Origin of the sequence: Ciceribacter sp. L1K22, assembly GCF_017599385.1 — a bacterium.
Taxonomy (GTDB): Bacteria; Pseudomonadota; Alphaproteobacteria; order Rhizobiales; family Rhizobiaceae; genus Allorhizobium.
The window spans coordinates 1,686,625-1,701,201 of sequence record NZ_JAGFPK010000001.1 but is presented as its reverse complement, the minus strand read 5'-3'; the positions used below and the strand labels follow the sequence as shown (position 1 = coordinate 1,701,201).

The window sequence follows — 14,577 nt, the reverse complement described above, 5'->3', positions numbered from 1 at the left end:
CACACATGACAGCGAAGATCTTCATCGACGGTGAACACGGCACAACGGGGTTGCAGATCCGCACCCGCATGGCCGGCCGTCGCGATGTCGAACTGCTGTCGATCCCCGAAGCAGAGCGGCGGAATGCGGCGCTTCGCGAGGATCTGCTCAACGCGGCGGATGTCGCGATCCTCTGCCTTCCCGACGATGCCTCGAAAGAGGCGGTCAAGATGGTGGCGGGGAACAACAAGGTCCGCATCATCGACACGTCGACAGCGTTTCGGGTCGCCAATGACTGGGCTTACGGTTTCGCCGAAATGGACAAGTCGCAGGCAGAGAAGATCCGCTCCGCTCGTTACGTCGCCAATCCCGGATGCTACCCGACAGGGGCTATCGGCCTCCTGCGTCCGCTCCGGGCGGCTGGGATTATTCCCGACGGATATCCTGTCACCGTGAATGCCGTCTCCGGCTATACAGGTGGCGGGAAGCAGTTGATTGCGCAGATGGAGGATGCAGGCCATCCGGAGCACATCACGGCCAACAACTTCCTCTATGGGCTGCCGCTCAAGCACAAGCACGTTCCGGAAATGAAGGTTCACGGCCTGCTCGACCGGTCTCCACTTTTCTCTCCCTCAGTCGGTCGTTTCGCGCAGGGCATGATCGTGCAGGTTCCCCTGTTTCTGGACGACATGGCGGACGGCACCACGATCGAGAGCATTCATAGGGCGCTGGTCGCGCACTATGCCGGTCAGAACATCGTCAGCATCGTGCCACTGGAGGAAAGTGCCAAGCTTCCCCGTGTGGATGCCGAAGACCTCGTCGGACAGGACACGATGAAGATCTTCGTGTTTGGAACTCCGGGCGGTGCCCATGTCAATCTCGTCGCGCTTCTCGACAATCTCGGCAAAGGAGCGTCCGGCGCTGCTGTCCAGAACATGGACCTCATGCTTTCGGCCTGAGGATGGCTGATTTGTCGACGTTCCCACCCAAGTGGGAGATAGAAGAAGCGAAGCAGATCGCCGAAACCGCCGCCGGGACCGTCTTTGAAGTGAAGCGCGCCGGTGACCGGCTGGACATCGTGAAGGTATTCAGAAAGAAGTCCCTGATCGAGAGCCAGCACGGTGTCGACTTTCTGGAATGGCGGGGTGGAGTTGGTGCCATCCTGGTTCTTGGGCGCACGGACGACGCCGTCCTTCTCGAGCACGCCGGCTCCCAGACACTCCGCAGTGTGATGTTTGCGAGCAGCGATACCGACGCGACGCACATCGCGGCGGAACTTGTCGAAATCTACCACAGCACGTCCGATGCCTTGCTGCCCATCAGCTTACAGCCAGCGGTCCGATATTTCGATAGCCTGTTCAAACGAGCGGCCCGGGACAAGACAGCCGAGGGCTACAGCCTGTTCGTTGAAGCCGCCGAACTGGTAGAGATGCTTCTTGGCGAACAGAAAGACCTCAAGCCACTTCATGGTGACCTGCACCATGAAAACATTCTGCGCGGCGGGCGGGGGTGGCTGGTTATCGATCCTGCCGGACTGATCGGTGATCCGGCGCTGGATGTGGCCAACATGTTTTCCAATCCGCTCGACCGACAGGACCTGACGCGCGACGAAACGCGCATCGCATCGATGGCCGACATCTTTTCAACGACGCTCCGACGGGACGCGCGAACCATCCTTCGCTACGCATTCGCATATGCCTGCCTGTCAGCCGCATGGTATGAGGAGGACGGACACGGTCGGGAGCGAGACGATGAACTTGCCGTTGCCGCAGCAATCCGAAACGTGATGCGTCAAAGCTAATTCAGTCCCGAACCTCAATCCGAGTCTCTTGCGGATATTCGCCAATGAAGCCGCGCCAGTGGGCAACGGCGAAGCCAAGGACGATGAGCGCACCACCCTGATGGGCCAAGGCCGAGTGCAACTGCACCTGCGTCAAGAGCGTCACGATCCCTACGAGCGCCTGAATGGTAACGAGGCCGAACAAAACGATCGTCCGACGTGCGTGGGTGCTTCCAGGAGCAGCCCGGAGAGACAGGATCATGTGGATCAGAACCGCCGTCCAGAGCAGGTAGGCGCCAAGACGGTGGATGAACTGCACCGTCTTCGGATTCTCGAACAGATTGATCCACCAGGGCTGCTGGAGAAAAAGATCAGAGGGCACGACGGCACCGTCCATAAGCGGCCAGGTGTTGTAACTCAAACCGGCATCGAGACCGGCGACCAGAGCGCCAAGGTAGATCTGAAAGATACAGAGAAGGGCGATCACCATTGCCCAACGGTGCATGCTCTCGGGCGCGCGATCGCGCGAGTGGGGCGACAGTCCACGCATGATCCAGACACAGCCGGCGAAGATCAGACAGGCAATGGTCAGGTGAACAGCAAGACGGTACTGGGACACGCTGACGAGGTTGGCGAGGCCGGAGGACACCATCCACCAGCCGATGAAACCCTGGAATCCACCCAGAGCCAGCAACCCGACCAGCGGCCCACGCAGACGACGTTCGACGCGCCCCGTGAGCCAGAAGAAAAGCAAGGGAATAGCAAAAACGATGCCTATGCCCCGCGCCAGGAGGCGATGCGCCCACTCCCACCAGAAGATCGTTTTGAATTCCTCGACGGTCATGCCCTTGTTGACCTGCTGGTACTGGGGAATGCGCTGGTAGAGCGCAAATTCCTCTTCCCATTCCTCCGCCGAGAGCGGCGGGATCACGCCATGAATCGGCTTCCATTCGGTGATCGACAGGCCCGATTCCGTCAGACGCGTTGCGCCCCCCACCAGCACCAAACAGAACAACGTGGCCACGACCACCAGCAACCACGTCCGCAACATCACGCGGTCGCGGCTGACTTTGTCGACCTTGCGTGCGATCGCGTTTTCCGGTGCGGCGGGAGCGTTGGCCATGCTTGGAATCCTCAGTTTTTCGACTTGTTGATTTGGAGCAGTTGCCGATAGAAGACAAGGGTCCAGATCGCGGCAACACGTCGCTGCGCCACCCGCCGACTCAATCGGGAATCCGCCTCATGCCTGTTCGCCTCCGCAAGTTCATCGGAACCATCCTGATCATCGTCCTTGTGCTCCTATACGCCGTCGTCGCCACGGCGATCGCCTCGGCAACGCTCGCGACCTCGCCGTGGTGGGTGCACTTTCTATACTTCCTTCTGAGCGGCCTGCTATGGATTCTTCCGGCAATGCTCATCATCAAGTGGATGGCGGGACCGGTGCAGAAATGAGACGCCGACAGACCAGCGGCCGCGGTCGCTCGCTGCCGTTAACCCGGCACTAACTGCAATGTTCGGAATATGTGCGCGGGACGTGCGATATAAACTCAATGTAGTGGTGGCGGTTTTACGCTTGGGCGAAATCGTTTCCCGGAGAAAACGTTCGTGCAGCCCGCGCAAGTGAATATTAATCGCCTCGCCCCAGACCACCCGGAAGAAGAGTGGTCGGAGCCGACCGTGACTTCGAATCGCGAGATTTTCATGCGGCCCATTTCTGTCCATCTGCACACGCGCGTGGAGCCGCTTGAGGCCGCGTGGCGACTGCTTGAACGTGACAGGCTGAATTCACTGCACCAGGGCTATGACTGGTGTGCCTCCTGGGCGAAGACACATACGAATCCGCTGGCGGTTCTGCACGGCATGGAGGAAGGACGCTCCATCTTCATCCTCCCGCTGGAAATCGTCCGCAATAACATGATCCGGACGGCCCAGTTCATCGGGTCCCGCTTCAACAACATCAATACAGGTCTCTTCGACAGCGGTTTTCGGGCACGTTGCGACAAGGCAGTGGCTGAACAAGTCACGGCGGATATCGTAAAGCAGCTTCACGGCAAAGCCGACCTCGTCAGCCTGCAGAACATCCCTCTCGACTGGCGCGGAGAACGGCATCCGTTTTCGACACTGCCGGTCATCGAGCACCAGAACCACGCCTTCCAGCTCCCACTCTTCGAAGATTTCGAGGCGACTATCAACCAGTTGAACGGCAAGCGTCGCCGGAAGAACTTCCGTAACCAGCAGCGCAAACTTGAAGCCGCAGGCGGTTACAGACATGTCGTCGCCCGGTCCGATTCAGACAAGACCCGGTTGCTGGATCTGTTCTTTTTTCAGAAGGCGGTACGGTTCAAGGCGATGGGTATCCCCAATGTCTTTCAACCGCCCGAGACGCAGGCCTTCTTCCGCATGCTCCTGGCCACCGGTCGGGACGGTAGAGACACGCCACTCGAGTTGCATGCGCTGGAGCTTTGTGGACCTCTCGAAGGCAAGATCGCAGCAATTGCCGGCCTCTCCCGGAAGGGCGACCATGTGATCTGCCAGTTCGGCTCGATCGACGAGACGCTGGTTGCCGATACCAGTCCCGGTGAGTTTCTATTTTGGCTGATGATCGAAAAGTCCTGTGCCGAAGGGGCTGCTCTTTTCGATTTCGGGGTCGGCGACCAGGACTACAAGAGACGTTGGTGCACGGTGGAGACGATCCAGCACGACGTCCTGCTGCCGGTCTCCGCGCCGGGTCGGCTCGCCGCGATTGCGCAGCGCGGGGTTACCCGAACCAAAGCCGTCATCAAGGGAAATCCCCAGCTCTACGCGATTATCCAGCGCCTGCGTTCCTATGCCGACGAAACACCAACGGCGGCAACGGGAACAGGCGACTGACACAGATCAGGCTGCGCGCGCCCTGCCCCGCCGAACGCGTTTGCTGCCGCCTGTCATCAGCACGAGATCGTCGTATCCAACCTTGGCGAATTCATCCATGATCGCTGCCAGCTGCCGCTTGTCCGGATCGGGCGCCGACAAAAGTACTTCGTGCTCGCCGTTTCGGGATAGCCGCGCGACAGCCTGCGCGTTGGCAGGTCCACATTCGACGATTACCACGTCGTAGGCATCAGCCAGGGCGTCCGCAATCATCGACAGGCGCTCGGCCGCACGCATGGCGCGGTGCGGGTCGCTCATTCCCTGGGGAATGATATCGGCTTCCGACAGCCGATCTGCATGGATAACGTCGGCAAAGGCCGCTTCTCCGCACAGAAGGTCCGTAATCCCGGGCAAGTCCGGGTCAGGCGACATCAATGCCGTTGGGCAGCCGGAACCCGTCATGTCGATGAGGATGACACGTGTGTTGGCAGACGCCAGTTCCCGCACGAGCATCACCGTCGCGGCGGCGCCGTCGTCGCCCGTCGGCGAAATCGCGAACACGATCTTTGCCGTACCGTCCAGTATGTATCGAGCAACGGTTTCGATCGAGAACTGGTCGTCTTCCTCGGGCTCCAGCGTCTCTTCCACCGCTCGGGGCCGGTCGAGCTCGTTCAAGATCGACGGCACAGGCATGTCCCTCGGCGGCGGTGTCTTCGTCACATGTGCGGGTTCGCGATGCACTGTCTCCGAAGTCTCAGCCTCGTCCTCCATATCGGAATCGGATGGCCGCAGAGCCCGGCCGCTGAACAGCTCGCTCAGCATCACAATCACAGCGCCGAGGATCAATGTCGCCAGCGCAGCAACCACGGTGATGGGGATGACTTTCGGAAAGCTAGGCTCCAGCGGCGGCGTGGCCTGTGAAATGACGCGAGCGTCCGCCGGGCTTGCATTCGGATCGAGCTTACTGGTGGCCTCCCGGTAGCGCGCGAGGTAGGTTTCTAGCAACTGTCGCTGCGCGGCTGCCTCTCGTTCGAGCGCCTTCAGCCCCACTTCCTCGTCGCCCGCGCGCGCGGACTCTGCCTTCGCCTGATTGAGCTGACCCAACAACTGCTGCTCACGCAGCCTCGCAACCGCCGCCTCATTCTCCAGAGAGGCTGCTACCTTGTTGGACTCGGCTACGATCTGCTCCCTTAAACCGGTGAGCTGGGCGCGAATCGCCTTCAACCTCGGATGTCCATCCAGCAACGTCGTCGAGAGATCGTTGAGCTGGGCGCGAAGCTGTGACTCGTTCTCCTTCAGGCGTTGCACGACCGGCGAATTGGTAACGACATCCAGCGTGTCGGTCGGCCGCCCGGCTTTGAGTGCAGTCCGCAGATTTTCAGCCTTTGCCTCCGCGTCGGCACGCTGCGCCCGGACGCGAGACAGTTCGACGGAGATGTCATTCAGTTGCGTCGTCGCAAAATTGGCCGTTTCGCTGGTCCGCAGCAGTCCGGCGGAGGAGCGATAGTCCGCGACTTTCTTCTCCGCCTCCCCGACCTTCTCGCGCAGATTCGCGATTTCCGGCTCAAGCCAGCGGGCCGCCTCAGACGTGCTGTCGAGCTTGGCGCCGCTTTGAACGGACCGATAGACTTCCGCCATCTTGTTCGGAATCGCCGCCGCGAGTTGCGCATCCTTTGAGGTAAACTCGATGCCGATCACACGCGATTTCTCGACCTGGTAGACCTGTAGCTTTTCCTGAAAGGCCTTGAGAACGCGATCCTCAGGCTTCATGTCGAGCGGATTTTTCTTGAGCCCGAGCATCACGAGCAGATCGGATATGGCGGACGGATCTGTGTCGGGATCGAACTCCCTGAGCTCGAAGAGTTTCAGATCCTTTGCCACCTGACGGATGAGATCCGTGGAGCGAAGAAGCTGGACCTGGCTGACAATGTTCAGTTCGTCCAGCACAGGCTGGTTTTCCATGTTCAGCGTACCCGGCGCGGTCAGCACCGGCTGCCTCGCCTCAATGAGTATGCGGGTCTCCGCCTTGTATCGGGGGGAAATCATGCTGGCGCCAGCAAACGCCGCGACCGTGACAATCGCCGTTGCGGCGAGCAAGGCAGCCTTCCGCTGCCAGACCGCACGAAACAGTTGGACCAAATCGATATCGACGTCCTGATGACGCTTGTCCACGCCTGTCATACTCACACTCCCGCAACAAACATCCGCGGATCGTAAAAGAACATGGTAACTCAAGGGTTAATCCAAACTTAGTCCGCAATCATGGGCGGCAGCCCACTTGAAACGCACGTCACATGCCCGCGCCTTTACCGCCCATTAACCTTAATCGGAGGATAACGGGCGGGTTCGAATGAATTGACCTGGGAGCGCAACGGCGCATGAAAGCGGTGGCGACGAGATGGATGGCTGTGGCGATTGCCGCCTTGGCCCTGGCGACGATTTCCGGGTGCGCCACCTACAGGCCCGCGCCCAAAGTCTTTCACGAAGCCACGATCCAACCGTATCGGCTCGACAGCGGTGACCGGCTGCGCGTCACCGTCTTCGAACAACCAAGCCTCAGCAATACCTACACGGTGGATCAGGCGGGCTATATCGCCTTCCCGCTGATCGGTCAGGTTCCGGCTCGCGGTGCCACATTGACGCAACTCGAGGGTGCCGTCGCCCAGAAGCTCAAGCAGGGTTATCTCCGCGATCCAGACGTGAGCATTGAAGTCGATCGCTATCGTTCCATCTTCGTCATGGGAGAGGTCGGGCAGCCTGGACAGTATGCCTATGTCCCGGGAATGACGGTGCTTAACGCAATCGCCGTTGCCGGCGGCTTTTCGCCCCGCGCCAACCAGCGCGTCGTCGATGTGACGCGCAGGATCAACGGAGAAATCCTGACCGGCACTGTTCCGGTCACCGACCCCCTTCTCGCTGGAGATACCCTCTACATTCGCGAGCGGCTGTTCTGAGATCATGTCATCCGAACAGCCTTTGCGCATCATCCACTGTTTTCGCTCACCGGTCGGCGGCATATTCCGTCACGTCCGCGATCTCGCCGAGCAACACAGTAAGGCCGGGCACGAGGTCGGAATTGTGTGCGACAGCTCGACGGGCGGAGAGCACGAGGAGCGGCTCTTCGAGCAAATAAGACCGTATTTGTCCCTCGGATTGACCCGACTGCCCATTCGTCGGTCTGTCAGCGTGCGCGACGTACGGGCCGTCTGGGACAGCTACAAGACAATCAAAAGTTTGCGGCCGGATGTGTTGCATGGTCATGGCGCCAAGGGTGGCGTCCTGGCCCGCGCCATCGGCTCAGTGTTGCGGGTCGAAAGGTATCGCGTCGCCCGCGTTTATTCCCCTCACGGAGGCAGTCTGCATTTCGACCCGTCGAAGCTCTCGGGACGCGCCGTTTTCTTCATCGAAAGGCGGCTGGAACGGCTTACGGATCAGTTGCTGTTTGTCTGCGGTTACGAACAAAGCGTCTACGAGAGCAAGATCGGAAATCCACGCTGCCCGGCGCAGGTCGTCTACAACGGGATCGGCGAACAGGATCTTTCGCCCGTTCCGACAGGCCCCGACGGTGCCAGTTTCCTCTACGTCGGGATGCTTCGAGACTTGAAGGGACCGGACGTCTTCGTCGATGCCTTTGCCCGCGCCGAGCGTGCCGTCGGACACCCCCTTTCCGCATTGATCATCGGCGATGGACCGGATCGGGAGCGCTACGAACGCATGCGGACGCAGATGGGACTTGGACTTCGCATCGACATGCTCCCGGCTATGCCCGTTCGGGACGCTTTCGCGCGATCCGATATCGTCGTCGTCCCGTCCAGGGCAGAGGCCATGCCCTATATCGTGCTGGAGGCGCTGGGAGCCGGAAAAGTCGTCATCGCCACAAGGGTCGGCGGGATTCCGGAAGTGCTCGGTGAAGATAGTGAGGCCCTCGTCGCACCCGGCAGCTCGGAGGAGCTTTCACGCGTGATGGCCAAAGCACTCACTTCGCCAGAATGGGCAAGAAGCATCATGCCCGACGCAAAGACCTTCCGCGCCCGGTTTTCGGCTTCCACCATGGCGGCCGATGTCATGGAGGTCTATCGGTCGAGGCTCAAGACCGACTGATCCCTATGCCCTCAGCAAAGCGCCCCGTATCGGGACCATTCCGGCTTTGAAGATAAGCGTTTCTTAGACTCTTCATGCTACCAAAATTGGTGAAGGAGTGCGTTAGCAATGAGCCAGCTTCCCAATCACGACGAATTCGACGCCGAGGCCCTGCGTAAGAAGGTCGTCCAAGCGCGGCTCTACGAACCCGGCGACACAACCGCCAAGCCTTCAGGTGAACCCGGCGAAATCAACCCGCTGGCACGACAGATCGCGAAGCAATTCAAAGAGGCTAGCTACTCTCCCATCATCGTGACCGGCCAGATCCGGCTTCTTGAATTGATCTGCCTTCTGGCCATCGGGATGGCGATGCATGCATGGATCGGGGCTGGCACCTTGGTCGATCACATCGTGCAATTTGGCGTATCGACCGTCGGAGCGCTTCTCGCCGTTCTCGCCATGCAGTTGAGCGATTGCTATCAGTTGCCGGCGCTTCGTTCCCGCATGCATTTCCTTCCACGGGTCGTCGCCTCCTGGACCTTCGCCTGCGCCGTTGTCGGCCTCGTCCTCTTTCTCGGGGATGCGACACCACCGCATTTTCAGCATTGGTTCATGCTCTGGTACGGCTATGGCGCCGCCTTTCTGATTGCCGAGCGGCTTCTCGTCGCATTCGCCATCCGGCGGTGGGCCCGTAACGGCATCATGGAGCGTCGCGCTGTCATCGTGGGCGGCGGACAGCCGGCAAAGGACCTGATCCGTGCCCTCGAGCAGCAAGAAGACAATGACATCCGCATCTGCGGCATCTTCGACGACCGGACCGGTGACCGATCGCCGGCGATCATCGCCGGTTATCCGAAACTGGGCAACGTGACGGAACTCGTCGAGTTCGCACGCCTTGCCCACGTCGACATGCTGATCATCTCGCTGCCCCTAACCGCCGAAGGACGCATTCTGCAACTCTTGAAGATGCTCTGGATCCTGCCGGTCGATATTCGCCTCGCCGCGCATTCCAACGGCTTGCGGTTTCGTCCGCGTTCCTATTCCCACGTCGGCGCCGTGCCGATGCTGGACATCCTGGACAAGCCGATCCGGGATTGGGATTCCGTCGCTAAACGGGGCTTCGACATCTTCTTCAGCGTCGTCGCACTCGCCCTCCTGTGGCCGATCATGGTCGCGACGGCTATTGCGGTAAAAATGACCTCCAAGGGACCGATCCTGTTCGTGCAGAAGCGGCACGGTTTCAATAACGAGGTCATCAACGTCCTGAAATTCCGCTCAATGTATACAGAATTGAGCGATCCCACGGCACGAAATGCCGTGACGAAGAACGATCCACGTGTCACGCCCGTCGGCAGGTTCATCCGCAAGTCTTCCATCGACGAGCTACCGCAGCTCTTCAACGTTCTCCGCGGCGATCTCTCGCTGGTCGGCCCGCGTCCACACGCGGTCTATGCCCAAACGCACAACCGAACCTATTCGGACGTGGTGGAAGGCTACTTCGCCCGTCATCGCGTAAAGCCCGGCGTCACAGGCTGGGCGCAAATCAATGGCTGGCGCGGCGAGATCGACAACGATGAGAAGATCAAGTTCCGAACGGCCTATGATCTCTACTACATTGAGAACTGGTCCCTGCTGTTCGACCTCAAGATACTTTTCCTGACGCCGTTCCGCCTGCTCAACACGGAGAACGCCTATTGAGCGCGGTGGACATACGAGGGCCGGTCGTTGCGAGACCGCAACTGGCAGCGCTTGGCCTGCTCGGCTCGGCGCTTGTCGCGTTCGGCGTGTTTCTCTCCGGCTTCGTCATTTCTGAACCGGCTCCTTACGAACTATTGATGGTCGTCCAGATCGCCCTCTGGTTCCTGTTCGGGCTCAAGATTTCGCGAACCGTGGCCCCTCTGCTCGCAGCACTCATGGTCTTCAATGTTGGCGGCTTTCTCTCGCTGACCGTTATGGACGATCTCGGTACCGGGCCGATGTATCTTGCCGTCTCAACATTTTTGGCGCTGACGTCGGTCTTCTATGCGGCCATCATCGAAGACAGCCACAAGCGTCTGAAGCTGATCTTCCAGGCATGGGTCGGCTCGGCCATTATCACGGGCATGCTCGGCATTCTCGGCTATTTCCACGCCTTCCCAGGTTCTGATGTCTTCACACTCTACGACCGCGCCAAGGGCGCGTTCCAGGATCCCAACGTCTTCGGCCCCTTCCTCGTCGCACCGTCGCTCTACCTGATGCACGGGCTTCTGACCGGAAAACTTGCCGGAGCACCGATGCGGATCGCCGGACTGTTGATCCTGTCGCTCGGCATCTTCCTGTCCTTCTCTCGCGCAGCCTGGGGCCTGTTTCTTCTCTCCGCGGTCATGCTGGTCTTCGTGCTCCTGCTCAAGGAAAGGACGGGCGCTTTTCGGCTGAAAATCCTTATTCTGTCACTGGCCGCCATCGCCTTCATGGTGACCGCCATGCTGATCGCGCTCCAGTTCGACAAGGTGGCCGACCTGTTCCTGAGCCGCACCCAGCTGGTGCAGGAGTATGACGGTGGCCATCTCGGGCGCTTCGACCGTCATAGGATCGGCTTTCTGATGTCGATGGAAAAGCCGCTCGGCATCGGGCCCATGGTGTTCAGTCAGATCTTTCCGGAAGACGAACACAATATCTGGCTGAAGTCGCTGACGACCTATGGCTGGCTCGGCTTCGTGACCTATGTCGGCCTGATCGCTACAACCATCGCCCTAGGATTCCGCTATCTCCTGCGCAACAGACCATGGCAGCCCTACCTGATGATCGCGTGGATCGTCATCGTCGGCCACACGGCCATCGGCAACGTGATTGATACGGACCACTGGCGGCATTTCTACATGCTGCTCGGGATCATCTGGGGATGCATCGCGCTTGAGCACAATCACCTTCGCCGCCGGTCGGGGGACGAACAGGGCACACATCACCATGCCAGCTATGATCGATAGGCCGATGCGGCTGCTGCAGGTTCTGGAACCAAGCGGCGGCGGTTCGGGACGGCATTTCATCGATCTCTGCGGCGCGCTGAAGGATCGAGGCCATCAGGTCACCGCCGTCTATTCTCCGGTTCGCGCGGAGGATCGTTTCGTAAGGGAGTTGACGGCTCTTGAGCTTGAGAATGTCGTAGCCCTGCCGATGCGGCGGGCCGTCGGCCCCTGGGATGCAGCCGCCTGGTTCGACCTTCATCGTCTTATCAAGACGCTCGGCCCGTTCGACCTCATTCACGGCCACAGCTCCAAGGCCGGTGCCCTGACACGGGTGCGGCTGCCGGGTCGGCATGTTCCGCGCGTTTACACGCCGCACGCTCTTAGAACCATGGACCCGACGCTTGGGCGCAAGGGCCGGACGCTGTTCGGCACCATCGAAAGCTTTCTGGGACGGTACTTCTCCGACCGGATCATCTGCGTTTCGGAGGACGAGCGCGATCATGCGGTAACGCTTGACATTCCGGCGAACAAGTTGCGCGTCGTGATCAATGGCGTGCTAACGCCGCCGCGGGAGGATCGTCTAGCCCTGAGGCGATCCATGGGCGTTCCAGAAGACGCGGTGGTCTTTGGATTTGTCGGACGGCTTTCCGCCCAGAAGGGACCGGAGCGTTTGGTGAATGCGTTCGTTAAGGCTGCCTCGGCGGCGCCTGATATTCACCTCGCCATGATCGGCTTTGGAGAGATGGAGGCGATGCTGCGCGAAACCATCGACAGAGCCGGTCTCTCCGATCGGTTCCTCCTGCGCCACGACATACCGGGCAGCACGGCCATGCAGGCCTTCGACATCCTCGTCATGCCGAGCCGCTACGAGGCAATGTCCTACGTCGCGCTCGAAGCCGCCGCTTCGGGTCTGCCCATGATCCTGACGGAAACGGGCGGGAGTTCGGTCGTGCTGGCGGATGGTGTCAACGGTGTTCTCATTCCCAACGAAGATCGTACCGATGCTTTGGTTGACGCAATGTTGACCGCCGTAAATCCGGACCGTCGGACCGCTTTCGCGGCAGCAGCGGCCGCGCGGCGTCATCAATTCACCCTGGAGACAATGGTTGAACGGACGCTTCAGGTCTATCGCGAGCTGGTTGCGGACTAGCTTTTCTTTCGGGGAATAAGGCGCCAGGCCCGCGCCATTTCGGTTGACGCACACACACCGGCGTCCAGATAGAAGCGCTTTTCGGTCAGCCGCTTGAGCTTAGCTGCCGCAATGGGCAATCCATGATCCATGGAGGCGATAAGGTGCTGTTCGACCACTGTCTCGCCGTTGTCGTCGAGCCAGCGACGCACCTGACGGTTACCAATGACGCCATTCTGGGTCGGCTCGTCCCCGAGACCATGAATGTCACACCATTGCGCGAGCAGAGCTTCAGCGTTCGCTGGAGACACAACTTGGTCATCCTGACCCTGCCAGATCGATACGGTCGGCCAGCGCTTCACGTCATCGGGAGCATTGTGCCGAACAAGATCGCCCCAGGCGCGAGGTTCCCGCTTAGCCCCCTGTCTCATGACCGACAGAGCACCCATTGCATCGCGCGCCGCGCCGAACGGCAGCCCCGCGACAATTGCTCCGCCCGAAACGATATCCGGATAGGCCGCCATGACCGCAGCCGCCATCGCCCCGCCGGCCGACAACCCGAAGACATAGACACGGTCGAGCGACAACTTATGGCGACGCTGCATGCTCTCGATCATCTGACGTATCGACGCCACCTCGCCCCGATCGCGGCTCGCAACGCTTGGCCGGAACCAATTAAAGCAACAATTTGAATTGTTGACCTTTTTCTGCTCCGGATAAAGGACTGCGAATCCGCCTTGTCTCGCCATCTGCGTCCAGCCGGCCGCCCGATCAAAGTTCTTCGCCGTCTGCAGGCAGCCGTGCAGCACCACCACCAACGGCGCCCCCGCAGGAAGTGCCTGAGGCACATATTCGAGCATGTTGAGATTGCCAGGGTTGTGGCCGAACGTTCTGATCTCGAGGAGCTTGGTCGGCGGGCTCCTTTTTTTCCGAACCGCAGAGATATCCGGCGTGAGTGCCTTTCCGATCAGACGCTGCCAATCCTCGGTTCGACGCATGGCGCGGCGGTTGCTCCGAAGGACGGAGGAAATGAAACGCGGCAGGGTGAAACGCATGGATTGGGTATCCCGATTAGCCGCGCACGGGGAGTAACCGGTGCCGACGACGAGACAGGAGGTAATGCTGCAATGCAGCATAGGCAAGACGGGCAAACCGATTATTTGCGGCAAAAGTCATGGCCCTCCGGAATTTGTGATTTTGTCAGGGAGGCAGTCGGGCATTAGGCTGTTCATGCATAAACGCGAAAGGAGAATGGCATGAAAGTTCTCGTAATCGCCGCAGCCCTCGGGCTGACTGCATCGGCCGCCATGGCCGACTGCGCGGGGCACACGCCCATTACCGCTGCCGCCGACGTCGACCAGACAATCATCACGGCAAGCGTCCAAACCGAGGCACACACTGCCGCACAGGACCAGATGGTCCCACCCGTCACTACCTCTGACGACAGCAAGGCCGAAACGATCCAAAACTAGGCCTTGGGCGACTGGCGGTTCCCCCTGTAACTCCGCCAGTCGCACCACTGTACGCTAGCGGACAAACCAAGCGTTCAAGCCGGTGAAATCTGGAACTTTTCTTAAGGAGTGTCGTTCATAGTGGGTTAAGTGGGAGGTGCTCATGCAGCGCGTCGATGATGAGGATATTCGCAAGCCCGGGCTGAGGGAAATCTTCAGCGTTTCGGAATTTTGCAAGCGCTACAGGCTGGATTCAAAGGAGGAGCGGCGACTGAAGGTGCTGCTCGGCGACTTCGCGACGCAGCATGAGCTTCTAATGAATGCGAAGCGCGATCCGCAATTCCGATGGTGAGCAACTGACGA

The 14,577-nt window shown here is 59.9% G+C and carries 14 protein-coding genes; 11 read left to right on the top strand and 3 right to left on the bottom strand.

Annotated elements, in window-relative coordinates; translation table 11 throughout:
* Nucleotides 1-5: 5 nt before the first annotated feature.
* On the top strand, nucleotides 6-938 hold the full coding sequence (gene argC / locus J5J09_RS08520) for an N-acetyl-gamma-glutamyl-phosphate reductase (RefSeq protein ID WP_208549222.1): 933 nt from the start codon (nucleotides 6-8) through the stop codon (nucleotides 936-938).
* Between the two features lie 2 nt (nucleotides 939-940).
* Complete coding sequence (locus J5J09_RS08515; protein WP_208549221.1) at nucleotides 941-1,780, top strand: aminoglycoside phosphotransferase family protein; 840 nt, start codon at nucleotides 941-943, stop codon at nucleotides 1,778-1,780.
* A 1-nt stretch (nucleotide 1,781) separates the two neighbouring features.
* On the opposite strand, the gene J5J09_RS08510 is transcribed toward J5J09_RS08515, so the two are convergent.
* Nucleotides 1,782-2,882, bottom strand: a complete 1,101-nt coding sequence (locus J5J09_RS08510; RefSeq protein WP_208549220.1) for a COX15/CtaA family protein — start codon at nucleotides 2,880-2,882, stop codon at nucleotides 1,782-1,784.
* A gap of 119 nt (nucleotides 2,883-3,001) precedes the next feature.
* On the opposite strand from J5J09_RS08510, the gene J5J09_RS08505 reads away from it, so the two are divergent.
* Together J5J09_RS08505 and J5J09_RS08500 are read left to right on the top strand one after the other, a co-directional pair.
* Nucleotides 3,002-3,211 carry a DUF2842 domain-containing protein gene (locus J5J09_RS08505; RefSeq protein WP_208549219.1) on the top strand — a complete coding sequence of 70 codons (210 nt, stop codon included), beginning with the start codon at nucleotides 3,002-3,004 and terminating at the stop codon, nucleotides 3,209-3,211.
* Between the two features lie 249 nt (nucleotides 3,212-3,460).
* A complete protein-coding gene (locus J5J09_RS08500; RefSeq protein ID WP_208549218.1) occupies nucleotides 3,461-4,630 on the top strand; it encodes a GNAT family N-acetyltransferase in 1,170 nt (389 codons plus the stop codon).
* A 6-nt stretch (nucleotides 4,631-4,636) separates the two neighbouring features.
* On the opposite strand, the gene J5J09_RS08495 is transcribed toward J5J09_RS08500, so the two are convergent.
* On the bottom strand, nucleotides 4,637-6,790 hold the full coding sequence (locus J5J09_RS08495; protein ID WP_208549217.1) for a Wzz/FepE/Etk N-terminal domain-containing protein: 2,154 nt from the start codon (nucleotides 6,788-6,790) through the stop codon (nucleotides 4,637-4,639).
* Nucleotides 6,791-7,011: 221 nt separating this feature from the next.
* On the opposite strand from J5J09_RS08495, the gene J5J09_RS08490 reads away from it, so the two are divergent.
* The 5 genes from J5J09_RS08490 to J5J09_RS08470 all read left to right on the top strand — a co-directional run bounded on the left by J5J09_RS08490 (nucleotide 7,012) and on the right by J5J09_RS08470 (nucleotide 12,784).
* The gene (locus J5J09_RS08490) at nucleotides 7,012-7,563 is read left to right on the top strand and encodes a polysaccharide biosynthesis/export family protein (RefSeq protein ID WP_246745939.1); all 552 of its coding nucleotides are present in this window, start codon (nucleotides 7,012-7,014) and stop codon (nucleotides 7,561-7,563) included.
* Nucleotides 7,564-7,567: 4 nt separating this feature from the next.
* Complete coding sequence (locus tag J5J09_RS08485; RefSeq protein ID WP_208549215.1) at nucleotides 7,568-8,710, top strand: glycosyltransferase family 4 protein; 1,143 nt, start codon at nucleotides 7,568-7,570, stop codon at nucleotides 8,708-8,710.
* A 108-nt stretch (nucleotides 8,711-8,818) separates the two neighbouring features.
* A complete protein-coding gene (locus J5J09_RS08480) occupies nucleotides 8,819-10,387 on the top strand; it encodes an undecaprenyl-phosphate glucose phosphotransferase (RefSeq protein WP_208549214.1) in 1,569 nt (522 codons plus the stop codon).
* Entirely contained in the window at nucleotides 10,384-11,655 is a 1,272-nt protein-coding gene (locus J5J09_RS08475; RefSeq protein WP_208549213.1) for an O-antigen ligase family protein, read from the top strand. Before J5J09_RS08480 ends, J5J09_RS08475 begins: the two co-directional genes overlap by 4 nt.
* Nucleotides 11,636-12,784 (top strand): glycosyltransferase, encoded by a 1,149-nt coding sequence (locus J5J09_RS08470; protein WP_208549212.1) that lies wholly within the window; start codon nucleotides 11,636-11,638, stop codon nucleotides 12,782-12,784. Before J5J09_RS08475 ends, J5J09_RS08470 begins: the two co-directional genes overlap by 20 nt.
* Here J5J09_RS08470 and J5J09_RS08465 read toward each other — a convergent pair.
* Entirely contained in the window at nucleotides 12,781-13,623 is an 843-nt protein-coding gene (locus tag J5J09_RS08465) for a PHB depolymerase family esterase (RefSeq protein ID WP_281436268.1), read from the bottom strand. The genes J5J09_RS08470 and J5J09_RS08465 overlap by 4 nt on opposite strands.
* 396 nt (nucleotides 13,624-14,019) lie before the next feature.
* Here J5J09_RS08465 and J5J09_RS08460 point away from each other — a divergent pair, with 396 nt between their 5' ends.
* A complete protein-coding gene (locus J5J09_RS08460) occupies nucleotides 14,020-14,235 on the top strand; it encodes a hypothetical protein (protein WP_208549210.1) in 216 nt (71 codons plus the stop codon).
* A 142-nt stretch (nucleotides 14,236-14,377) separates the two neighbouring features.
* The gene (locus tag J5J09_RS08455) at nucleotides 14,378-14,566 is read left to right on the top strand and encodes a hypothetical protein (protein ID WP_208549209.1); all 189 of its coding nucleotides are present in this window, start codon (nucleotides 14,378-14,380) and stop codon (nucleotides 14,564-14,566) included.
* The last annotated feature ends 11 nt before the right edge of the window (nucleotides 14,567-14,577 follow it).